Genomic DNA, 22,592 nt, shown 5'->3' with positions numbered 1-22,592 from the left:
TAAATTTAAACAAAGCTTTCAATAATGAATACCATGGTATTATCAGAACAATTTTCACTTGTGAACTCCTGGATCAATGAACTCAGGAACGTGGAGATCCAGCATGACCGGATGAGGTTCCGCAGAAATATGGAAAGGATCGGGGAAATTGCTGCTTTTGAGATCAGTAAGACGTTGAAGTATAAAGAAATAGAGATCCGGACTCCTTTGGATACCATCAAAACAATAGAAATTGCTGTTCAGCCGGTTATTACAACCATTCTGAGGGCCGGAGTTCCTTTATTTGAAGGGATCCTGAACTATTTTGATAAAGCAGACTGCGGTTTTGTGGCAGCCTACAGAAAGCACGATGCCAATGATTATTTCTCGATCAAACAGGATTATTTAACCTGCCCGGATATCAACGGAAGGCCTTTGATAGTGGCAGACCCGATGCTGGCAACAGGTGCTTCTCTAATTGAAGCCATTAAAGACCTGCTGACCAACGGGATTCCTGATCAGCTTCATGTAGTTGCTGCCATTGCTTCAAGACAGGGCGTTGAAACCATCGAAAAAGCTTATCCCGATGCAAAAATATGGGTAGGTGCCATTGATGAAAACCTGACGTCAAAAGGGTATATTTCCCCGGGATTGGGTGATGCAGGCGACTTAAGTTACGGAGAAAAGCTTCAGAGATAATAAATGATATAACTCCAAAGGTTTTATATTACAGGTCAAGTCAAGCTTTAGCATTGAAGATTACTTTAACTCTATTTTCACTGCTTTTTAGATATAGCAGGCAAAAAATCTGCGTGGTCACCCTAATCTGGAAGAAATTTACATCTAAACACTTGATTATATCTGATATAAAAGATTATCAATTGAAAGTTTCGGATAATTCCTTTCAAACAGGAATTTAAATATCTACAGCCATGACCAGAACGCTTACTTTATTATTTCCAGCTTTTATGATTTCCCATGCTATGTTGGCTACCGTATTTCCGGTGGTAAATACATCGTCAATCAGTAGAATATGCTTTCCTGAAATATCTTTTGTAACGGAAAATGTATTTTCAGTTTCCAGGCGGTGCTGCTTGTTTTTTAATGCCTGCGCTTTTGAATAATGGTTTCTCTTAAGCAGACCATGGTCAAAAGGAATATTGTAGAATTCCGATAGGGTTTCCGTAAATAAATGCAGCTGATTGTATCCTCTTTCCTTTAACTTTTTCGGATGCAGCGGCACCGTTACCAAAACGTCCGGCTTTTTCTCTGGAAAATCCAGCCGTTCTGCGGTCCAGCCTGCAATAATTTTCCCGGCTTTTTTCCTGCTTTTATATTTTAGTTCGTGGATTATTTTCCTGCTGACATTTTCATTTTCAAATTTCATCAGGGCAAAAGCGTGTTCTACAGGGAACAGCAGTTTACATCTTTCTTGCATGTACGTAATATCAGCATATGCCTGGTGGGTAAAATGGAGGTGCCCGAAACAAAGATTACAAACAAGTAAGTCTCCGTCAATAATCCGGTTGCATTCAAGACAGCGGTTCGGGAAGAGCAGGTCTAAAATCATTTGTGTGTATTTAATAATTAAAATTAAGTATTTTACTTAATTAAGCAAAAAATACCCTGCATAATTATTTCTGTTGATTGCTTCCGAATGAGTAATGAAATCGAAATAATGGGAAAACATAAAATTTAAAAGTTTTATATTTGATGATGGGTTTGATTTATGAAAAGAAAATACAGGTAACCGGGCAGCATATTGACGGGAATAACCATGTGAACAATGTTCAGTATGTCCATTGGGTTGAAGAGATTGCCGGTGAGCACTGGGATTCCGTGAAACATCAACTGGGGTATCCTAATGACATCTGGATGCTCATTGATCATCATATCCGGTACAAAAAACAGGTCTATTTAGGGGATATTATTACCGTTAAAACCTATCCCAAACCTCCCGAAGGAATCCGCCAGCCAAGAAAAGTTGAGTTTTACCGTAATGGTGAACTGGTGGTGGACTCGCTGACGCTATGGGTTTTTATTGACAAAGAAACGCAGAGAATTAAAAGACTGGAAAGTGCCTGGCTGGATAGGCTCTGATTATTTATTCAGAATTTCAGAATTTTTTCCGCTCCAATTACTGCAGATCAGATTTCTCACTCCGCGGAAATAGATCAGCGAAACGAACCAAATTCCTTATCTTTGCATTATGATATGTATTACAAAAATTTTTACATTCGAGACGGCTCACGTGCTGTATAATTATGACGGGAAATGTAAAAATATGCACGGACACTCCTATAAGCTGTTTGTAACGGTGAAAGGAAAGCCTGTTAATGATTTGGATAGCCCGAAAAACGGGATGGTGGTGGATTTTAGTGATATCAAAAGTATCGTAAAATCTGAGATTGTAGATGTCTGGGACCATGCCGTGTTAATCAACGCGCTGACGCCGCACCGGGAATTGGGCGAAGATCTTGAAAATAAGGGGCATAAAGTAATTTACTGCAGCTTTCAGCCGACCTGCGAAAATATGCTGTATGCCATTGCCTCAAAAATAAAACGAAGCCTTCCGGAAGGGGTTTCCCTGGCTTACCTGAAACTTCATGAAACCGAAAACTCTTACGGGGAATGGTTTGCGGAAGATAACCAGTAATGATGTTCAGCAAAAATATAAAAGGTGTTAAAGACAACCATTAACTTAGAGCCCGGGAAAAAAGTATACTTTGCTTCAGATCAGCATTTCGGTGCTCCTACGCCAAAAGAAAGTAAGGTGCGGGAGGCGCTTTTTATCCGATGGATGGATGAGATCAAGCATGATGCACAGGTACTGTTTTTAATGGGTGACCTTTTTGATTTCTGGCATGAATGGAAACACGTGATCCCGAAAGGGTACGTGCGGGTCTTAGGGAAAATTGCGGAACTCAAAGACCGTGGGATCCATATTTATTTTTTCGTAGGGAACCATGACCTTTGGATGAAGGATTATCTGGAAGAAGAAATCGGGTGTACGGTTTTCTATAAAAAACAGTACTTTGAAATGGGTGGAAAGCAGTTTTTACTGGCCCATGGAGACGGCCTCGGACCTGGAGACAAAGGTTATAAAAGAATGAAAAAAGTCTTTACGAACCCTGTGGCGCAATGGTTTTTCAAATGGCTTCATCCCGATGTGGCGATGAAGATCGCCCTGTATATGTCTCAGAAGAACAAAATGATTTCTGGTGATGAAGACAAAGCGTTTTTAGGGGAAGACAAAGAATTTCTGATTATTTATTCCAAAGAAAAGCTGAAGACCCAAAAGATTGATTATTTTATTTACGGGCACCGGCACCTTCCCATGGTCCTTGATCTGGGTCAGAATGCAAAATACATCAACCTCGGAGACTGGATTGCCTACTTTACCTATGGGGTATTTGAACACGAATTTGAGCTGAAAACTTTTGGCTTGGAGAACGCATAGAAAATTACCCATAAAATAATTCATCGGAAAAAAATTCACCTTTATTTAATCCATATTCCGATGTATCATTACAATAATCTGACTGAAATTTAATTTTTAAAGTAAAAAAAGATCAAAGATAAAAGGTGGCATATTAACTGATTGATAACGAAAATGCAACCGCAAAAATGACTATTTAAGTGGAAAATATATTCAGTATAAAGACAGAACAGGATTTTTTAAAAGCTTCACTGGAGACATTCCGGTACCAGTATGACCATGTAGAAATCTACAGAAAGTTCGTAGACTATTTAAAGATCAGCCCTGAAACGGTCAACAGTCTGGAAACAATCCCTTTTCTGCCGATTGAGATGTTTAAAAACCATCAGATTTTAGACAGGAATAAAACAGCAGATCTATTCTTCCAGAGTTCCGGAACTACAAAAATGAACCTGTCCAGACATTGGATTGCTGATGAAAAAACCTATGAAGAAAGTATTTATAAAAGTTTTGAGCAGTTTATAGGGAGACCCGAAGATTTTATTTTCCTGGGATTGCTGCCCAGTTATCTGGAAAGACAGAATTCTTCCCTCATTTATATGGTGGACTACCTGATGAAAAAATCCGCTCAGCCGGAAAACGGATATTTCCTTTACAACCATTCGGATTTATTTAACCTGCTGAATATCTTAGGAAATAAAAAAGTAATTCTTTTCGGAGTATCATTTGCATTACTGGATTTCCTGGATTATTGCCACTCTGAAAAAAACGCGGAGCCCCTCAGCCTCCTTGAAAATTTAACAGTGATCGAAACAGGCGGCATGAAAGGAAGGAAAGAGGAAATGACGAAGGATGAACTGTTGAAAATCCTACAGTATGGGTTTAAAACAGATAAGATCTATTCAGAATATTCCATGACGGAACTACTTTCACAGGCGTATTCTTTAGGGAATAACGAATATGAGTGCCCGTCATGGATGAAAATTATGGTAAGAAATGCCGAAGATCCGCTGGGCTATGAAAAAGAGGGAAGGACCGGAGCGATCAATATCATTGATCTGGCCAATATCCATTCCTGTTCGTTTATTGCAACACAGGATCTAGGGAAAATCACGGGAAATAAATTCCAGGTATTGGGCAGGATTGATCATTCCGATATCCGCGGGTGCAGCCTTTTGGTTTCATAATTCAGGTAATTCCTAACGTCCAGATTTAGTATTTATGAAAGTGAAAATTGAAGAATTAGTTCATGCATTTATGCATTCTCACTGCAATTTTGAGAAGGAAATTGTATTGACCAATCATTTCCATGCCGATTGGGAAGCGGATATACTTATTGTTGATGCCGAAGGTTTCAGCCATGAGATTGAGATCAAGCTTTCAAAAAGCGATTTTAAAAATGATTTTAAAAAATCCTACACCAATGTCAATACGGGAGAAAAGTTTTTGAAACATGATAAAATATGCTGCGGAGATTACATCTGCAATGCGTTCAGTTTCCTGCTTCCGATGGGAATGGTAGACCATTCGCTGATCCCTGATCATTGCGGAATTATTGAATTTTACCACAATGCAGATTCCTGGGTTACGGAATTTTATACGATCCGCGCTCCGAAACGCGTACATGAAGATTCTTACTGGAAGCTGGTTGACAAAGATTTCTTCATCCGGAAAATGGCGCTGAACTTACTGCAGAGGAAACTGGAAATCAAAGGTAAACATGAAGAACTGATTTTCATAAATCCTTTCGATCTCAAAAAATTAAAATAAAAATCCTGTCGAAAAAAACGGCCCCAACCAAAAATTCAGACAAAATTAAACGATATACCAGATAAGAGTTCGGTACTGTACCTAGGTGATTGATAAAGATTACGTACAGTATTCCGGCTGCAGCCATTCATTCCATTGCCGGTAAAACAGAAGGATTGATGCAGCCATCCTGAAATGTGACTAACGGTATCGTAAGCCTTAGCAATTGCACTTAAGCCGAATATGAAGGTATCTCAGGAAGATCACACCTGTAATGCTGTCTGCTACTGTGATTACTGATGAATAATTATTTTACCTGTTTTTTTCTTTTCTGATACAGAACATCTGTTTAATGTTCATTTTATTTGTGAAATAGTTAATTATAAAATATTATGGTATGGTGTGGATGATTTTTTAGGCATAAAAATGTATTTTTACGTTAAATTCAAAAAGGATCTTTAATGAACAAGCTTCTGTACATCATCCCATTCTTTTTTTATCATGTTTTTTGCAGTCAGGTTTCCAGAAAATCACTGCCATGCTATGATTTGACAGAAGTTTTAAAGGTGACACCTACCTCCCTGTATAAACCCCACCTGGATGCTTCGAAAAAATTCGGAGTCAAACTTCTTGAAAACCCGAAAACAGTAACGAAATATATCAACAACGGAAAACTTCATAAAGTAAAAAACTCGGGGAAAGGCTACCGTATTTATAAACTTGATTACAGCCGGCCGTGGATGGTAGCCAAAGCGAAGCTGATGCTGGAAAAAATAGGGAAGCGCTTCAATAAAGAAACTAAAGGGAATGCATTTACCGTTTCTTCCGTTACCAGGACTCTGGAAGACCAGTGCAGGTTAAGAAAAGTTAATACCAATGCTTCCCTGGGGATCAGCTCACATAATTACGGCAACTCATTCGATATTTCATACGTCCGGTTTAATGATGTTTTAAAGTATAATGCTAAGCTGGAAACAGCTTTGGAAAAGGTTTTGAAATATTATGCCGATGCCGGAAAGATTTATTATATCAAAGAAAAACAGCAAAGCTGCTTCCATATAACCGTAAGAAATTACTAACAGGTTTTCAATTGCGCGTGATATACTTGCACAGATAATTTAGTTTACATATTTTTATGCCACAAAAACCGTGAAATATGAATACACTGAACAGGGAACAATGTGAAATAGCGATTGCCGAATGGACTAACTGCTGTAGGAATTTTGAAATGATAAAAAATCTGATTCCTACCAATTATGTTTTTAATTTTGATGCTGATGAAGTTGACTGGATGAAGAAGCTGAATAAAAACAGCGACTTTTGTACGCAGATAGGAATTTATGAAAACAAGATGGTGGCTATTCTTTATCCGATGGATGTAGACGGAAGAAAAATCTATGCAGATAATTATGCTTACAGCACGCTCAATGAACTGGATAGGGATTTGAGGCTGGTGGAGACCGAAGCGTATACGGTTGTAAAAAATGCCGTTCTTTCTAAAGACCTTAGAAAAGTAGACGGTAATTCCGATATGTACTTCCCGGTGTCCGGTAAGCCGATGATGGATCAGGACAAAGCAGTAGCAGCAATAGAATCCTGGAGAAACGACGGGATTAGCTGGTTCTTCAGAGAGTGCGATGAGTTTGGCGGAAACAGGATTTTCAAAAGGTTCTATGTGCCTTCAAATGACCTGATTCCTTCAAAACCGGGGCTTACGAACATCGTCTGTTCATTCGGGCTTAAATTTTCTGATGTATACCAGAGAATCCTGCCTACCCTTATTTTTATTTCCTTTTATCAGGATCTTCAGAATACGGGAAGCATTGAAAGAATCTCCAATACCTATGACTGGTCGGAGCCATGTCCTCCGATATGTAAGTATATGTAATTTTTAACCTAAAATATTGTGGATGTTTATCAGATAATACTTTATCTCAATAATAGCTTACTTGTAATTTGTGCTTTTATCGGGCTTTTAAAGTACAGATCTTTTAAAAATACAGAAAAATGGTATCTATATTATATCATTTTTCTTTTTTTAATAGAAGCTGCAGCCAAGATTTCTATTAAGTTATTTAATGTAAATGATTTAGGCTTCCTGTTTCCTTATTATGTTGCCGGGGACTTTTTGGTTCTGGGAATCCTCTTCATCAAAAAACTGGGCTTATCCCGGATCTGCTATATCCCGGTTGCTTTGCTGGCAGGCTTTTTCCTGCTGGATCTGGGGATTATTCCAAATGAAGTAAAAAAAGTAATTTCCAACATCATCATCATCTGCTTTGCCGGTTATGCCCTGCTGATGGAAATTAAGAACACCAGGAATGATGACCGGTTTATTCCGGCAGACAGCCTGATTTTTCTTTATTACGGATTATCGGTTTTCCTTTTTTTCCTCATTCGTCAGCTGCCCAAATTTACTACGGAACAGGTCGAACTTATCTGGAGTATTAATAATATTCTTTGTGCGTTTCTTTATATATCCATGATTTATACCTTTTTAAAATTAAAGAAATAACATTAAATATCACCTTTTTCATTGCACTGATTGCCGTACTGGTAATCATCATGTCTTTTATTCTCCTGGCGTACAGAAGCTTTATCCAAAGAATTATCAGGGAAAAAAAAGCACAGTATGAAGCGGAAGTTCAGCATCAGAAAAAACTGGCCCTGGAAAATATCAAGGCTCAGGAATCCGAAAGAAAAAGGATTGCCGTAATGATTCATGATGACATAGGGAACCGCCTGAACATCCTTTCCTTATGGCTGAACAACCTGGATACGAAAGGAGATGAGCTGATCAAGAAAAATATCACAACACAGATGTCTTCCCTGATCGATTCCGCAAGAAGCATTTCGCATTCCCTGTATCCCGTCAACCTGGAGGCCGTAGGGCTGGTATTGTACATAGAGGAACTGATTGCCAACCTGTCCGGGAGAATCAATATTTCGCTGACTGTAAGCCCGAAATTCCAGAAGAAAAATATATTTATAGAAGTACAGCTGTACAGGATCATCCAGGAATTTACCACCAATGTCCTGAAGCATTCGGAAGCATCAAAAGTCCGGATTTATATTAAGGATTATAAAGATTACCTCGGGGTGGTTATTTCAGACAACGGCCAGAGTTTTGAATATGAAGAAGTGAAAAAAGGAATGGGAATAAAGAACATCGAATCCAGAATAAAATCCATGAATGCGGCCTACAAATGGAAAAATGTTTTAAATGAAGGCAGCCGTTTAATTATTAAAATTCCATACAACAATGAATTTCCAGATCAAAATAGCACTGATTGATGACGAACAGCTGATCGTTGAAGGCGTAAAGATGTTACTGTCATCCGAGCAGAATATTACTGTCGGCTTCACATCCAACAACGGGCCGGATTTTTTACAGATTTTAGAGAACGTTTCAAAGGAAGATTTCCCCGATATTGCTTTGGTGGATGTTCAGATGCAGCCCATGAACGGTTTTGAACTGGTCGAGATCCTGAAAGAAAAGTATCCGGACCTCAAGATCATCATCCTTTCCTCACACTATAAAACAACCATTCTGGGATATATGGTGAAACTTGGAGTATCGGCCTTCCTGCCTAAAAACTCAAACAGAAACGCTTTTATAGAAGCAATCACCATGGTGTATAAAAACGGGATTTTCTTCACGCCCGAAGACCATCAGATGATCTTTTCCTACATGAACAGCCCTACCAAAAAAAGGACGCTTTTTGATATGGATGACGAACTTTCAGACCGTGAAAAGGATGTTGTAAAGCTGATCTGCCAGGAATACACCAACAACGAGATTGCCGAGAAATTATTTATAAGCCCGAGAACCGTAGAAAGCCACAGGCAGCGGATTGTCGAAAAGATAGGGGCTAAAAATACCGTCGGAATTGTAATCTATGCCATTATTAATAATATATACTCCTTAGATAAAATCTGATTCCGTAGAAATACGGAATTTTTTATTTGGTACTTTATACGCTATAATCCTGCTCTTTTTCACCGTTACTTTGAGGAATTCATTTAATAAGCATTAAACTGTTAATGAAAATTAAAGATAAAGCCACAAAGTAGATGAAAAATAATATCATCACTGTCGGAATTTTTTTCGACGGAACCGGAAACAACGGGATCAACGCAACAGCTTCCCGGAAGCCTCAGTCTAATAATGAAAGTTATTACGGCAATGCAACCAATATCTATAAGATGTTTGGGCTTTTTGATGGTGATGAGAAAATATATATTGAAGGAATAGGGACGGTAACGGATCAGGAAGACAGCGATTTTGCAATGGCTACCTGCCGCAATCCCGGGAAATCCCAGGGTTATTCTTCCGATGATAAGCTTGAAAAGGCCTTTTCTTTTATCAAAAACTTAACGGCTGACAAAAACAGGAGCTATGCATTGTACGTTTACGGATTCAGCAGGGGTGCTATGCTGGCCAGGCATTTCTGCCACGAGCTGCTGAAGCCGGAGCCAGCCATGCAGGCGGATATTACAGTAAAGTTTCTGGGGGTTTTTGATACCGTGGAGTCTTCTGCCTTCAGTGAATATAATGTTACCCTTTTACCTTTGATAGAAAAAGCACTTCACCTTTGTTCTCTGAATGAATGCCGGTATTTTTTCCCGCTAACCGGATTTTTTGAAGAATCCCGGGAACTGGCAGACACAAAATATGAAAGGAAAAATGCTGTGTGGAAGGAAATTTTTGTTCCCGGAGCCCATGCGGACGTTGGCGGAGGTTATTTGGAAGGTTCAGAATCCGTATATATCTCTCCTGATTTTGTCAGCAGCAATGAACTTGTTTCCTATGTGGAAAACATCAGGGAAACATCAGCCGGTACAGCCGGGAAAAGCATCTGGGATCATCTTTTAGAGCAGGTAAACATAGAGCGGAGAGATTTTTTTTCCCAGGCATATCTTGAAAGAGATCTCGTATACAGTGAGATTTCCAGGATCTACGGGAGATTAATGGTGAAAGAATCCAACCTTGATCATCAGGTCTTTATCGATGATTTTAGTGAATCCGATTTTCTGATAGACGAAAAAAAGCATCCGTATCTGGCAGAACTTTACTGCGCATTGGAGGCTTATGCAGAAAATCTTTCTGCGGAACTGAAACCGGAGTACAGTTACGAAAAACTGGTGGATTACACCCATATTTCGGCTAATTTCGGGTTGTTCCATGCCGGTCTGATTCATTCAAAAGAAGGGGCCCATGCAGAATTTATTAATAACGGACTGAATGTGCCTACACATTCTGACGACCAGTTCAGTGCAAACCAGTTGAAATTACGCTCAGAAATACATCATGTGGAAAATTCTGTAGTAGATTATGCATACGGCATGAATACTCCGAATAACGATAATTGGAGTCGTACGATATTGATTAAAGAAAACCTTTATAACAAATGTTAGTACTTTTTCAGTTTTAAATTTAGGTGTGGAGCTGTCTTTAACGGGCAGCTCTTTTTATTCTTAATATTAATTCTAAGCCGATCCCTGATCTTAATGCCTGCGATTCATTTCTTTTTGCGTATTTTTGCGCCTTGAAATATTCAATAGACATTATTCACTTTTAATTATTCATTTACACATGCTTTCGGTTCAAGGTTTAGGATTACATCACTCAGGAAATTATCTGTTTCAAAATGTGAATTTCACAATCAAAAAAGATGATAAAATTGGATTGGTCGGTAAAAACGGTGCCGGTAAATCCACTTTGTTAAAGATACTTTCCGGAGAAATTACATTCTACGAAGGAAATGTGGTCCCCGAAGGAAACATTACCATCGGCTTTTTAAAGCAGGATCTTGATTTCGTGAAGGGAAGAACGGTTTGGAATGAAACCATGCAGGCCTTTGAACAGATCAATGCATGGAAAGAAGAACTGGAAGAAATAAATCATCAGATGACGGTAAGAACCGACTATGAAAGCGATGCTTATACAGATCTGATTAACAGAATGACCGATCTGAATGACCTTCTCATGCATCATGATGCCTATAATCTGGAAGGTGATATCGAAAAAGTATTGTTCGGTTTAGGTTTTAAAGCAGATGATTTCCATAAAATAACCGACGAATTTTCCGGCGGGTGGAGAATGAGGATCGAACTGGCTAAACTGCTTCTTCAGAAAAATGATTTAATGCTTCTCGATGAGCCTACCAATCACCTGGATATGGAATCCATTATCTGGCTGGAGAACTTTCTGAAAGATTATCCCGGAGCGATCCTTCTGGTAAGTCACGATAAACAGTTTATGACCGCTGTCTGCAACCGGACTTTTGATGTGAATAACAGAAAAGTGGATGATTACAAGGCCAATTATTCCAAATATCTGGTAATGCGCGAAGACCGCCGTGAAAAACTGATCCAGGCAAAAAAGAACCAGGATGCGGAAATCAAGCAGATGGAAGACAATATCAATAAGTTCCGTGCCAGTGCTACCAAAGCATCTTTTGCCCAGTCATTGATCAAAAAACTGGATAAGATAGATCGTATTGAAGTGGATAATGAAGATGTGTCAAAATTCAATATCCGTTTCGTTCAGTCTGTAGTTCCCGGAAAAGTAATCTTCGAGGCTGAAAACCTGGGGAAAGCGTACGGGCAGAAGCAGATTTTTGATGATGTAGACTTCATCGTCCAGCGTGGCGACAGGATTGCTCTTTTAGGACAGAACGGACAAGGTAAAACAACGCTGGCGAAAATTCTTGCCGGCGATATTAAAGACCATTCCGGGACCTGGAATTTAGGCCACAACGTAAATATCGGTTACTTTGCACAGAATCAGGAGGAAGTTTTAACGCCCAATAAAACCGTCCAGGAAGAAGCCGAAGATGCGGCAACCGAAGAAACAAGGCCCAGAGTAAGGGATCTGTTAGGATCTTTCCTTTTCCAGGGGGAAGCGGTCAACAAGAAGACAAAAGTGCTTTCCGGAGGGGAAAGAAACCGTCTGGCACTGTGTAAACTGCTTTTGCGCCCGTTCAATACGCTGATTATGGATGAGCCTACCAATCACCTGGATATTCAGTCTAAGGAAATCATTAAGCTGGCACTTCAGAAATTTGAAGGTACGCTAATTGTCATTTCTCACGACAGGGAATTTCTGCAGGGCCTCTGTGACAAGATTTATGAATTCCGTGACGGGCATATGAAAGAATTCCTGGGTGATATCAATGAATATCTTGAGTTCAGGCAGAAAGAGAGCATCAGGGAAATCTCTGCGGAAAAAGCGAAACTTCGCGGTGATGAACCTAAAGCTGAGGTTAAAAAAGCGGAAAAACCTGCAGAAAACAACAGCCAGTCTTCAGTAATCGTAAGCAAGGAGCAGAAAAACATCCAGAATAAGATTAAAAAAGTAGAAGAACAGATTTCTGAGCTTGAAATAAAGATAGAACAGATGGAAGCCTCATTTACCAAAGAAAACCCGTCTGATGAAACCCTGGAATCCTACAATAAAGCAAAAGAAGAGCTGGATGTGGCCTTACAGGAATGGGAATACTTGGGGACCCAGATTATTTAATTTTCTGATTGTGAACTGTTTATTGTCGAATCCTTTAAAAAGAAATTTACTTCTACAACATACTGCAAATAATTTAAAAGCGCATTTAAGCAAACTTTAATGTGCTTTTTTAAATTATTTTTATAATTTTGATCCATGGTTTTTAAAGAAAGCAGAAATCTGAAAAGTTTTATTTCCAAACTCCTGTTTGGAATATACTTTCTGGCGCTGTTTTCCCAAAGTTTTCACCACCACGATTCAACCGATACTTTTAAAGGTTTCAACCTGAAAAAAACGGAAAGCACAATGGTGAAAAATACAGCAAAAGAAAAAGCCGGAGACTGTCTGGCCTGTCATTTCCTGGCCACAGGGCATACTCTGGTTCCTGAAGAGTTCAGTTTTACCTTTGAAAGCGATACGCATGAAGTAAAACAGATCATTACAGTTCAGGAAAAAGTCTGGTCACAGACCAAATTCACCTTTCAGCTCCGGGGTCCTCCCGCTATTTCGTAATTTACAGATTCTTCGGATTATACTGATGTTTTGAGCACTGGTTTTCTTACCATCGCCCATTACAATGATACACGGTGTATTATGCTGTGCAGAAAATAATCCATTCAATAATTTTTTACGGAAAAGTACTTTATAAAGTACACCATCAATCTATTTAACAATGAAATTGATCTATAGTTTTATGCTTATCCTTTGCGGGTTTGCATTGACAAATGCACAGCAGGCCTATGCTGTGGAAGGGACTGTACAGGATTTTCACGATAAAACCATGCTGGAAAATGCCGTGGTGAAAATCGGGGATTTCTCTGTACGGACTGATAAAAACGGTAAGTTTTCATTCGGAAAAATTCCTGCAGGGAAATATGTACTTATCGCCAAGCATGCTGACTGTAATGATTATACTGAAAATATAGGAGTTACACAGGACATGCATCTGAAGATTACCCTTGAACACCATATTGAGGATATTGAAACGGTAACTGTACATGGAAGCCACAGGAATAACGGGAGCATGGTCGTAAAGACGATTGACCAGTCTGCCATTTCACGGAATGTTACAGAAAACCTGGGCAACCTGCTCACCCATATTTCCGGCGTAAATGTTCTTAAAACAGGAAATAATATTGCAAAACCCATTATCCACGGCCTTTACGGAAGCCGGGTGGCTATTCTTAACAACGGCGTTAAGCTGGCAGAACAGGAATGGGGCGTGGAACATGCACCGAATGTAGATGTCAATAATTTTGAACATATCGATGTGATCAAAGGAGCATCTGCTTTGAAGTACGGAAGCGGGGCTGTAGGCGGCGTTGTGGTTTTGCAGCCACAGGTCCTGCCTAAGAAAGACACCATTATGGGGCTTGTTTCTCTTTCCGGGATTTCCAACGGAAAGGGCGGAGACCTGAACGTGAAAGTAGCAAAGACCTGGGCGAACGGCTGGGCGGTTAAAACAAACGGAAGTTTTAAGAAACTCGGTGATCTTGAGGCTCCTGATTACGGCTTGATGAACACAGGGCTTGAAAGTTCCGGGTTTAATTTCGGGGTTCAGAAGATGACTTTCAATAAAGGTTTTTCTTTTGATTACTATCTGACAAAAAGTTCGGTAGGGATTCTGAGAAGCTCCCATGTCGGAAATTCCGAAGACCTTCGGCTGGCTCTTACCTCGCCGGCGCCGATTTATCAGAGGGATTTCAGTTATGATATTGATAACCCTAGGCAGGATATTGAACATCATATTGCTAAAATTTCCGCTTATCAGAGGTTTAAGGATTTCGGAAAGATTACGGCCACATACAGCCTCCAGTATAATCACAGAAAAGAATTCGATATCCGCAGGGGAGAAGAACTCAGTAAAAAACCGGCATTGGATCTGGAGCTGATTACCAATGATCTGAATATTGATCATATCATAGAGCGGGGGAAATGGAACCTGGAATCAGGAGTCAATGCAGGGTATCAGAATAATTATTCCAATACACAGACTGAAGCGCGCCGCCTCGTACCGAATTATGACAGGTATTATGCCGGGATTTATTCTGTATTGAAATATAAGATTGTTCCAACATTAGACCTGGAATTGGGAGGAAGGTATGATTTTGACCATTATGAAGTCACGAAATGGTATGACCTGAGCGATTGGAACAGGCTTTATGCTTCAGATTATTCAGACTTTTTAGTAAGGGTAAACCAGAACCGGATTCTTACAAAACCGTCGTTAAGTTACAATAACGTTTCGGCAAATGCAGGGATCGTTTACCGTCCTTCTCCGTATTTTGACTTGAAATTCAACTATGCAAGGGTTTCGAGGTCTCCTAATGTAGCTGAACTTTTTGCAGACGGCCTTCACCATTCGGCAGCGATCATTGAAAGGGGAGACCTGAGGATTAAAAGTGAAACGGGGAACCAGTTTAATTTGGTGGCTGACGTGAGAGCCGATTTCTTGAAAGGGCTGAACGTTTCCGTAAATCCATATTTATTTTACACCAGAAATTTTATTAATGAAATTCCTTCAGGCTACCAGAATACGCAGTGGGGAGGCGCTTTTGTAGTGTATAAATATGAACAGATTGATGCAAAGATGTATGGGGTGGACCTTGATGTCCAGCTTAAAATCATGGATCATTTAGGATACAAAGGAAGTGCATCTTATGTATACGGACAGGATCTTACGCATGATGTGCCTCTGATTATGATGATGCCGCCGAATTTTAATAATGCATTGGAATTCAGTGAAAAGGAATGGAAGAACTTTTATTTCAATATAAGTAACAATACGTATCTGAAGCAAACCCGGTTTCCTGTTTACAATGTTCCGATCAGGTTGTTTGATTCTGATGGAAATGCCTATAACCAGGAAGTGGATATTTCCACGCCTCCGGGCGGATACTCGCTCTGGAACCTTCAGGCCGGAGTAGGTCTGTCTAAAAATTTCGGAATTGATTTTTCAGTCCGTAATGTCTTTAACAAGTCGTACAGAGACTATCTGAACAGGCTTCGTTTCTTTTCCGATGAAATGGGAAGAAACTTTATTTTAACGCTTAAATATCAATTTTAATTACTTAAATCAAAAAAAATGAAAAATATTTTTAAAAATACAACATTGATCGCAGGACTTTTGTTATTATCAGCTTCTTTTAGCATAACCTCTTGTAACAGAAGCGATGATGAAGCAGATGACCTTCCTCAGGAAGAACTTTCCGATGTTCTTTTGAAGGTAACGGATGAAGCTACAGGAACTTCTGTGGTTTATGATTATCAGGTAAACAGTACAACCAATCCTAATGTTCAGGTAACGAACGGGCATACGTATAATGTAGAAGTTATTTTCAAGAACGGGAATGAAGATGCCACACAGGAAATCAAAGATGCAAAAGACGAACACTTTTTAGTCTATAATTTCCCGAATTCTGATATTACCCTGACCCGTACGGATGATGCAAGCTCTACCAGAGAAGGCGGAATCAGAGTAGGCCTCAAAACAAAATGGGTGGTAAATAAAGCGGTAAAAAATGCTTCTGCGCCGGCCCAGCTGGTACTTACCTTGTTCCATGAACCCGTAACGGTTTCCGAAGCTTCTTCAGTAAGCGGAAACGGCGTGGTATACGGAGCTCACACCGGAGGAGAAACAGATGCACAGGCAAATTATAATATTACCAATTAATATATTATCCTTAATCTTGTTAGCAAAAACCCATTGGATTGTTTCAATGGGTTTTTATTTAACACTATTTAGCTTTTAAGTTGAGTTTAAATGGGTGATTTTGATAAAAATTTCCTATTTTTGCAACCTAAAATTTTAATCAATAATGAAGGTTACCGCAAAAAACCATGATGATGTAAGTGCATTGCTTACAGTAACATTGGAGAAATCTGACTACAAAGATAAAGTAGAAAAGCAATTGATTAATTATGCTAAGAACGCACAGGTTCCCGGTTTCAGAAAGGGGAAAGTGCCTTTGAGTATGGTTAGAAAACAATATGAAGCAGGTATTGCATTCGAGGAAATCAACAAGCAGGTTTCTGATGCTCTGAACGGCTATGTTAATGACAACAAACTAAGATTGGTTGGTCAGCCGGTTCCTCAGCCAGTGAATGAGTTCGATTACAATGCAGATCAGCTGGAAGTTGCTTTCGAAGTAGGATATGAGCCTGAATTCACTATAGATTTAGCTAAATACGAAGCCCCTCACTACAAAGTGGAAGCTTCTGAAAAAGAAATCAACAAGAGTATTGAAAACATGCAGAAGCGTTTCGCGGAGCAGGTTCCTCAGGAAGAAATTACCGATGAGTCTTATATCGCTTTGGAAGTTTCTCAGGTTGTTGAAGAAAATGCTGAAGGAGAGCACCACCACCAGCCGAAAAACGTTACCGTTACTGCTGAAAACAAAGAAGCTTTCCAATTGGTGAAAGACCTGAAAATGGACGGTTCTGTAAAAGTAAGCAAAGAGACGCTTGCCGGTAATGAAGAATTGGCTAAGGAATTAGGATTCTCCAAAGAAGAAGCTGAGCACTTACACCACAATGAAGTAGAGGTAAAAGTAAAAGATTTTTATTCTCTGAACCTTGGTGAGCTTAACCAGGATCTTTTCGATAAAGTATACGGCGAAGGGAACATCAAGTCTGAAGAAGAGCTTAAAGAAAAAGTAAAATCAGAATTGGACGAATATTTCCAGCAGAATGCAGATGTTCATTTTGTGAACAAAGTATTGGAGCAGGTTTCTGAAAAAGAAGAGGTAAAGCTTCCTGAAGAATTCCTAGTAAAATGGTTGCTGTTCTCTAACCAGAATATCCAGTCCGAAGACCAGGCTAAAGAAATCCTTGAATCTGAGAAAAACCAGCTGAAGCATCAGATCATCGAAGGAAAACTGATGACGGATAACAACATCCAGTTAGATTATGCAGATGTTTTAGGTCAGGCAGAGCAGTTGGTAAGAAACCAGCTGGCCATCTACGGAATCCACCACTTAGGTGATGAGGAAATCCAGAAATATGCGGTTGAAATGCTGAAAGACCAGGAGCAGGTAAGACAGATCTCTTCTGAAGTAGCCATGACAAAGCTGAAAGACGTTATCCTTGAAAAAGCAACGAAGAAAGAAACGGCCATTTCTCACGACGAGTTTCTTGAAGAACTTAAGAAGTAATCTTATTTTATTATAAATATTTGAAAAACCACCGGCCATCCGGTGGTTTTTTATTAGTGAATCATTAAATGTTTATCATTCAATATTCCTATATTTACGCTCTAAACTTACTATATGAAAAAAATCATCATCCCGTTTTTCTGTGCTGTGCTTTTTGCTGCTCCCATGGCTGCACAGCAGACTACTGCCGCTCCTGCTAAAACAGAAGCCGTAAAATCTAAATTATCTTCTAAAGAAGTCATTGATAATTACCTGAAGGCGCTAGGAGGAAAGGATAAGCTGCAGGCTGTTAAAACAACGGTTATTGAAAACACCCTTACCGTACCGGGAATGCCTGCTGAGGTGACCATGGTGACTAAAAAAATGGGTAACAAATTCAAATCCGAACAATCTGTAATGGGCCAGAAAATGGTTCAGTCTTTTGATGGGGAAAAAGGCTATTTTGACCAGATGGGAACCAAAAATGCAATTCCCGCGGATAAAATTGCAGAATTGAAGAAAAGCATGGTGATTGATGCACTGGCTTATAATCCGTCTAATTATACCAATGTAACCATTGAAAAATTGGACGGGAAAGAGTACAATGTCCTGAGTTCAGACAAAGGGAAATTCTATTTTGATGCTTCTACGGGATTATTATACAAGTCTTCTGCAGCAGAAGGAAGTGCCTTAATAAAAAGTTATATGACCGTTGACGGTATAAAATTTCCACAGGAAATTGATGCAGAAGGGAACGGACAGAAAGTGACCATCAAAACCGTAAAAGTGATCATGAATTCAGGGGTTACAGAAGCAGATTTTCAATAAACAGTTAAATTTAACATTATATAACCGGGTTTTTCCCGGTTTTTTGATGCCCATTTTTAACTTAAGTTTAACTAAAAAAGATAATCCGGATAAAACGGGAATTGATAATTTTGTCCACAAGGGACACAAAACAAAATAACGAAAAAGAATGGGTTCTTCAGTAACTGAATCTCTATTGTGCTGTTTGTTAGATTTTTACGTACTGTACCGTTAAGATTCAGTCATTTTTTTTGCTTGAAATGTCCTTTAATGGTGAATAATCAGTACCTTTAAATTTAAAAACTTAATAATCAAAAACGATATGAGAAAAATGTTTTCTTCACTGGCAGCAGTTGTTTTAATGTCTGCCAGTGGCTTTGCACAAAACATTCCTGCAGATCCTTCTGTAAGAATCGGTACGCTTCCGAACGGGATGAAGTACTACATCAGAAAAAACACGCTTCCTGAAAAAAAGGTTGATTTCAGGCTGGCCATCAACGCAGGATCTATCCTGGAGGATGAAAACCAGAGAGGCCTTGCCCATTTTATGGAACACATGAACTTTAACGGGACAAAAAATTTTCCGGATAACAAGCTGGTAGACTTCCTGCAGTCAATCGGGGTAAAGTTCGGGCAGCACCTTAATGCCTATACGGGTTTTGATGAGACCGTGTATATGCTTCCCGTTCCTTTGGATAAACCGGGAAATCTGGATGCCGGCCTGAAGGTGATGGAAGACTGGGCGTTCAATGCAACGCTTTCGGATGAACAGATCAATAAAGAAAGAGGCGTTGTTCTGGAAGAGTTAAGATTGGGATTAGGGGCTGATAAAAGAATGTCAGACAAATATCTTCCGAAACTATTATATAAATCACAGTATGCCAACAGGCTGCCGATTGGTAAAAAAGAGGTGCTGGAAAACTTTAAGCCTGAAGTGATCCGTCAGTTCCATACAGACTGGTACAGGCCGGACCTGATGGCGCTTGTAGTGGTGGGCGATATCAATGTGGATGATGTTGAAAAGAAAATCAAAGATAATTTCAGCAAGTATAAAAACCCTTCAAAAACAAAAGAAAGAAAAGCATTCGATCTGCCGAACCATAAAGAAACACTGGTGGCAGTTGAAACCGATCCGGATGCTACCAGTTCAATGGTACAGTTTGTCATGAAAGACACGGAAGCTTATGAGCCGGATGTAACCGTTGAACAGTACAACCAGAGCATCATTGAAAGCCTTACGTCCACCATGCTGAACAACCGGTTAAGCGAGCTGGTGAATTCCACCAATCCTCCTTTTACCTACGGTTCTGTATATCACGGCGGCACTTATGCCCGAAGCAAGGAAGGATTTCAGGGGTTTGCGATGGTAAAAGAAGGCAACCAGCTGAACGCACTGAAAGTTCTTCTGGAAGAAACGGAAAGAGCCAAAAGATTCGGGTTTACGCAGACGGAATTAGACCGGGCAAAAGCTCAGGTTTTATCCGGTATGGAAAGAACATACAACAACCGGGACAAAACGGAAAGCAATATCCTGGTAGATGAATATGTAAGGAATTTCCTTGAGCAGGAACCGATGCCGGGAATTGCATGGGAATATGAAGACACCAAAAAGTTCTTGCCTTCCGTAACATTGGCCCAGACCAATGAAGTCATTAAGAAGTTTGTAAAAGACGACAGCAGGGTAGTGGTGATTACCGGCCCTAAAAAAGATAATGTAGCCATGCCGACGGAAGCAATGGTACTGAATACGTTTGAGAGCATTAAAATGGCAGACCTTAAGCCATATCAGGAAAAAGCAACCATCAAAAGCCTGGTAAAGCCTTTCAAATCTGAAGGGAAAATTGCCAAAACAGAAACCGATGCAAAATTGGGAACCACGACCTGGACATTGAACAACGGCGCAAAAGTAACATTCAAAAAGACCGATTTCAAGGATGATGAAATTGTTTTCTCTGCAAGAAGTATGGGCGGAAGCTCTTTAATCAATGACACGGATTACAATAAAACCCAGTTCGCTTTCCCTGCTCTGACGGAAGCCGGAGTTAACGGATTCTCAAAAGCCGAACTCACCAATTACCTGGCCGGGAAACAGGTAAATGTAAATCCTTCCGTAGGACCTTTATATGAAGGCATTTCCGGGAGAACCACACAGAAAGACCTTGGGACAGCCCTTGAGCTGATGTATGCTTATTTCACGGGATTAAATTACAATCCTGATGCATTCAATGCCTATAAAACCAAGCAGTCGGCTATGCTGGACAACCTGCTGTCTAACCCGCAGTTTTACTTTTCCAGCGAGCATGCAAAGTTTATGAACCAGAAGAACCCGAGGTTTATCGGGATCATTCCTATGGAGAAAGACTGGGCTAATACAGATTATAAAAAAGCATATGGTATTTATAAAGAACGTTTTGCCAATGCAGGGAACTTCCATTTCTATTTCGTAGGGAATATTGATGAACCTGCTTTTAAGAATGAAGTGCTGCAGTATATTGCCAGTCTTCCATCATCGGGAAAACCTGCCAATTTCAGAGATACCGGTTACCGGCAGATGACGGGAGATTTTACCAGGACTTATAAAAAAGGAAAAGATCCTAAAAGCATGGTGACCATTTCTTATATCGGGGAAACTCCTTATAACGAAAAAGAAGCATTGGCACTGGAAGCGTTAGGCGAAGTAGCCACTATTAAAGTGATTGAAAAGCTGAGAGAAGAGGAAAGCGGAATCTACGGAGGCGGTGCCAGAGGCGGAATCTACAGAGTGCCATACAGCAATTACAATTTCAGCATCAGTTTTCCCTGCGGTCCTGAAAATGCTGAAAAACTGACCAAAAGCGCTATGGCCGAACTCCAGAAGCTGGTAGACAAAGGCCCGGAACAAAAGGATCTCGACAAATATAAAGAAGGAGAATACAATGATCTTAAAACAAGCATGAAAGACAATATGTTCTGGATGAATGCCCTGACGAAAAACCAGATGGACGGAAGCGATAAATATGAAATCCTGAACCATGAAGAAAAGGTAAAAGCTTTAACGGTGAAGGACCTTCAGGATGTCGGTAAAAAATACCTGACCAAAGGAAGGATCGTAGCAACCCTGATGCCGGAAGACGGATGGGAGAATGCCAAAAAAGAAGATCCTGAAAAAACGGGAGCCGTTACCGTAACAACAGGAGCTGCAAATTAAGCGGCTTTTCAATTGATAAAATCCGCCCCGTAAATTTTACGGGGCGGATTTATTATTTTATTTCAAATCACATGATACTGAAGAAAAGGCTTTTTCTGTATCATCATCGTTATATGACATTAACCTGCATCTGTAATAGATGAAACAGGCATTTTAAAAACGTAAGGATTAATAATCATATTATGATCCAGTATGTAAAACAGGTTAATTTATGAACCGTACTCTTGCTTCCATTCTTCAGCCGCTTCACACATTACATCATAAAAATCTACACCGTACTTGCGGATCAGAGGGGTTTTCAGGAATTTATAAACCGGAACCTGCAATTCCCTTCCCAAGGTGCATGCATCACTACAGACGCTCCACTCGTGGTAGTTCAGTGCGGTAAAAGAAGAGTATTCCGTCACCCGGATCGGGTATAAATGGCAGGAAATGGGTTTCTGCCAGTCTATGGCCCCGTCTTCGTAAGCTTTCTCGATGCCGCATTTGGTAATTCCCCTTTCGTCGAAGGTTACGTATGCGCACTCCGCATCTTCCACCATAGGCGTTACATACATTCCGTCCATCGGGTCAGTGGTCCAGGTTCCCTGTTCCTCCAGTGCTTTGATGCCGTCCTGGGTAAGATAAGGTTTTACTTTATCAAAAATATGATCTAAAATCACCAATTCATCCTTGTCAAGCGGAGCACCTACATCTCCCTCTACGCAGCACGCGCCTTTACATTTCGTAAGGTTACATACAAACTCTTCAGAAAAAATATCTTCGGAGATCAATTTATCGTCTATCTGAATCATA

The 22,592-nt window shown here is 39.9% G+C and carries 21 protein-coding genes; 19 read left to right on the top strand and 2 right to left on the bottom strand.

The window, feature by feature from the left end:
• The first annotated feature begins 24 nt into the window (after positions 1-24).
• Positions 25-678, top strand: coding sequence for a uracil phosphoribosyltransferase (gene upp, locus SD427_RS15205; protein WP_320558645.1), 654 nt, complete (start codon positions 25-27; stop codon positions 676-678).
• 217 nt (positions 679-895) lie between these two features.
• On the opposite strand, the gene SD427_RS15200 is transcribed toward upp, so the two are convergent.
• The gene (locus SD427_RS15200) at positions 896-1,549 is read right to left on the bottom strand and encodes a ComF family protein (RefSeq protein WP_320558644.1); all 654 of its coding nucleotides are present in this window, start codon (positions 1,547-1,549) and stop codon (positions 896-898) included.
• Between the two features lie 143 nt (positions 1,550-1,692).
• Here SD427_RS15200 and SD427_RS15195 point away from each other — a divergent pair, with 143 nt between their 5' ends.
• From SD427_RS15195 to SD427_RS15110, 18 genes are all read left to right on the top strand, one after another.
• Positions 1,693-2,079 (top strand): thioesterase family protein, encoded by a 387-nt coding sequence (locus tag SD427_RS15195; RefSeq protein WP_320558643.1) that lies wholly within the window; start codon positions 1,693-1,695, stop codon positions 2,077-2,079.
• A gap of 109 nt (positions 2,080-2,188) precedes the next feature.
• A complete protein-coding gene (locus tag SD427_RS15190) occupies positions 2,189-2,635 on the top strand; it encodes a 6-carboxytetrahydropterin synthase (RefSeq protein WP_320558642.1) in 447 nt (148 codons plus the stop codon).
• 24 nt (positions 2,636-2,659) lie between these two features.
• Positions 2,660-3,439, top strand: coding sequence for a UDP-2,3-diacylglucosamine diphosphatase (locus tag SD427_RS15185; protein ID WP_320558641.1), 780 nt, complete (start codon positions 2,660-2,662; stop codon positions 3,437-3,439).
• A 179-nt stretch (positions 3,440-3,618) separates the two neighbouring features.
• Positions 3,619-4,605: an acyl transferase gene (locus SD427_RS15180; RefSeq protein WP_320558640.1), complete on the top strand. Its 987-nt coding sequence runs from the start codon at positions 3,619-3,621 to the stop codon at positions 4,603-4,605.
• Positions 4,606-4,639: 34 nt separating this feature from the next.
• The gene (locus tag SD427_RS15175; RefSeq protein WP_320558639.1) at positions 4,640-5,188 is read left to right on the top strand and encodes a hypothetical protein; all 549 of its coding nucleotides are present in this window, start codon (positions 4,640-4,642) and stop codon (positions 5,186-5,188) included.
• A gap of 440 nt (positions 5,189-5,628) precedes the next feature.
• Complete coding sequence (locus tag SD427_RS15170; protein ID WP_320558638.1) at positions 5,629-6,246, top strand: DUF5715 family protein; 618 nt, start codon at positions 5,629-5,631, stop codon at positions 6,244-6,246.
• 77 nt (positions 6,247-6,323) lie between these two features.
• Positions 6,324-7,055, top strand: a complete 732-nt coding sequence (locus SD427_RS15165) for a hypothetical protein (protein ID WP_320558637.1) — start codon at positions 6,324-6,326, stop codon at positions 7,053-7,055.
• An 18-nt stretch (positions 7,056-7,073) separates the two neighbouring features.
• Positions 7,074-7,682, top strand: a complete 609-nt coding sequence (locus SD427_RS15160) for a hypothetical protein (protein WP_320558636.1) — start codon at positions 7,074-7,076, stop codon at positions 7,680-7,682.
• Positions 7,628-8,461, top strand: coding sequence for a sensor histidine kinase (locus tag SD427_RS15155; RefSeq protein ID WP_320558635.1), 834 nt, complete (start codon positions 7,628-7,630; stop codon positions 8,459-8,461). Before SD427_RS15160 ends, SD427_RS15155 begins: the two co-directional genes overlap by 55 nt.
• Positions 8,430-9,107, top strand: a complete 678-nt coding sequence (locus tag SD427_RS15150; protein WP_320558634.1) for a response regulator transcription factor — start codon at positions 8,430-8,432, stop codon at positions 9,105-9,107. The genes SD427_RS15155 and SD427_RS15150 overlap by 32 nt, the downstream gene beginning before the upstream one ends.
• A 134-nt stretch (positions 9,108-9,241) precedes the next feature.
• Positions 9,242-10,585: a DUF2235 domain-containing protein gene (locus SD427_RS15145; protein WP_320558633.1), complete on the top strand. Its 1,344-nt coding sequence runs from the start codon at positions 9,242-9,244 to the stop codon at positions 10,583-10,585.
• A 178-nt stretch (positions 10,586-10,763) separates the two neighbouring features.
• Positions 10,764-12,692 (top strand): ABC-F family ATP-binding cassette domain-containing protein, encoded by a 1,929-nt coding sequence (locus SD427_RS15140; protein ID WP_320558632.1) that lies wholly within the window; start codon positions 10,764-10,766, stop codon positions 12,690-12,692.
• Between the two features lie 135 nt (positions 12,693-12,827).
• Complete coding sequence (locus SD427_RS15135) at positions 12,828-13,184, top strand: hypothetical protein (RefSeq protein WP_320558631.1); 357 nt, start codon at positions 12,828-12,830, stop codon at positions 13,182-13,184.
• A gap of 160 nt (positions 13,185-13,344) precedes the next feature.
• Positions 13,345-15,738: a TonB-dependent receptor gene (locus tag SD427_RS15130; RefSeq protein WP_320558630.1), complete on the top strand. Its 2,394-nt coding sequence runs from the start codon at positions 13,345-13,347 to the stop codon at positions 15,736-15,738.
• An 18-nt stretch (positions 15,739-15,756) separates the two neighbouring features.
• A complete protein-coding gene (locus tag SD427_RS15125; RefSeq protein WP_320558629.1) occupies positions 15,757-16,344 on the top strand; it encodes a hypothetical protein in 588 nt (195 codons plus the stop codon).
• Between the two features lie 145 nt (positions 16,345-16,489).
• Positions 16,490-17,824: a trigger factor gene (locus SD427_RS15120; protein ID WP_320558628.1), complete on the top strand. Its 1,335-nt coding sequence runs from the start codon at positions 16,490-16,492 to the stop codon at positions 17,822-17,824.
• A 114-nt stretch (positions 17,825-17,938) separates the two neighbouring features.
• Positions 17,939-18,631: a hypothetical protein gene (locus SD427_RS15115; protein WP_320558627.1), complete on the top strand. Its 693-nt coding sequence runs from the start codon at positions 17,939-17,941 to the stop codon at positions 18,629-18,631.
• Positions 18,632-18,932: 301 nt separating this feature from the next.
• Positions 18,933-21,797 carry an insulinase family protein gene (locus SD427_RS15110; RefSeq protein WP_320558626.1) on the top strand — a complete coding sequence of 955 codons (2,865 nt, stop codon included), beginning with the start codon at positions 18,933-18,935 and terminating at the stop codon, positions 21,795-21,797.
• A 209-nt stretch (positions 21,798-22,006) separates the two neighbouring features.
• Here SD427_RS15110 and SD427_RS15105 read toward each other — a convergent pair whose 3' ends face one another.
• A complete protein-coding gene (locus SD427_RS15105) occupies positions 22,007-22,591 on the bottom strand; it encodes a DUF3109 family protein (RefSeq protein WP_320558625.1) in 585 nt (194 codons plus the stop codon).
• Between the last annotated feature and the right edge of the window lies 1 nt (position 22,592).

It is taken from the genome of Chryseobacterium sp. JJR-5R, from assembly GCF_034047335.1.
GTDB lineage: Bacteria > Bacteroidota > Bacteroidia > Flavobacteriales > Weeksellaceae > Chryseobacterium.
The sequence above is the reverse complement of the archived record's forward strand: the minus strand, read 5'-3'. Positions and strand labels throughout refer to the sequence as shown.

Coding starts and splice junctions, on each gene's coding strand:
- upp (WP_320558645.1), top strand. CDS start 25: ATGAATACCATGGTATTATCAGAACAATTTTCACTTGTGAACTCCTGG.
- SD427_RS15200 (WP_320558644.1), bottom strand. CDS start 1,549: ATGATTTTAGACCTGCTCTTCCCGAACCGCTGTCTTGAATGCAACCGG.
- SD427_RS15195 (WP_320558643.1), top strand. CDS start 1,693: ATGATGGGTTTGATTTATGAAAAGAAAATACAGGTAACCGGGCAGCAT.
- SD427_RS15190 (WP_320558642.1), top strand. CDS start 2,189: ATGATATGTATTACAAAAATTTTTACATTCGAGACGGCTCACGTGCTG.
- SD427_RS15175 (WP_320558639.1), top strand. CDS start 4,640: ATGAAAGTGAAAATTGAAGAATTAGTTCATGCATTTATGCATTCTCAC.
- SD427_RS15170 (WP_320558638.1), top strand. CDS start 5,629: ATGAACAAGCTTCTGTACATCATCCCATTCTTTTTTTATCATGTTTTT.
- SD427_RS15165 (WP_320558637.1), top strand. CDS start 6,324: ATGAATACACTGAACAGGGAACAATGTGAAATAGCGATTGCCGAATGG.
- SD427_RS15150 (WP_320558634.1), top strand. CDS start 8,430: ATGAATTTCCAGATCAAAATAGCACTGATTGATGACGAACAGCTGATC.
- SD427_RS15145 (WP_320558633.1), top strand. CDS start 9,242: ATGAAAAATAATATCATCACTGTCGGAATTTTTTTCGACGGAACCGGA.
- SD427_RS15140 (WP_320558632.1), top strand. CDS start 10,764: ATGCTTTCGGTTCAAGGTTTAGGATTACATCACTCAGGAAATTATCTG.
- SD427_RS15135 (WP_320558631.1), top strand. CDS start 12,828: ATGGTTTTTAAAGAAAGCAGAAATCTGAAAAGTTTTATTTCCAAACTC.
- SD427_RS15130 (WP_320558630.1), top strand. CDS start 13,345: ATGAAATTGATCTATAGTTTTATGCTTATCCTTTGCGGGTTTGCATTG.
- SD427_RS15125 (WP_320558629.1), top strand. CDS start 15,757: ATGAAAAATATTTTTAAAAATACAACATTGATCGCAGGACTTTTGTTA.
- SD427_RS15120 (WP_320558628.1), top strand. CDS start 16,490: ATGAAGGTTACCGCAAAAAACCATGATGATGTAAGTGCATTGCTTACA.
- SD427_RS15115 (WP_320558627.1), top strand. CDS start 17,939: ATGAAAAAAATCATCATCCCGTTTTTCTGTGCTGTGCTTTTTGCTGCT.
- SD427_RS15110 (WP_320558626.1), top strand. CDS start 18,933: ATGAGAAAAATGTTTTCTTCACTGGCAGCAGTTGTTTTAATGTCTGCC.
- SD427_RS15105 (WP_320558625.1), bottom strand. CDS start 22,591: ATGATTCAGATAGACGATAAATTGATCTCCGAAGATATTTTTTCTGAA.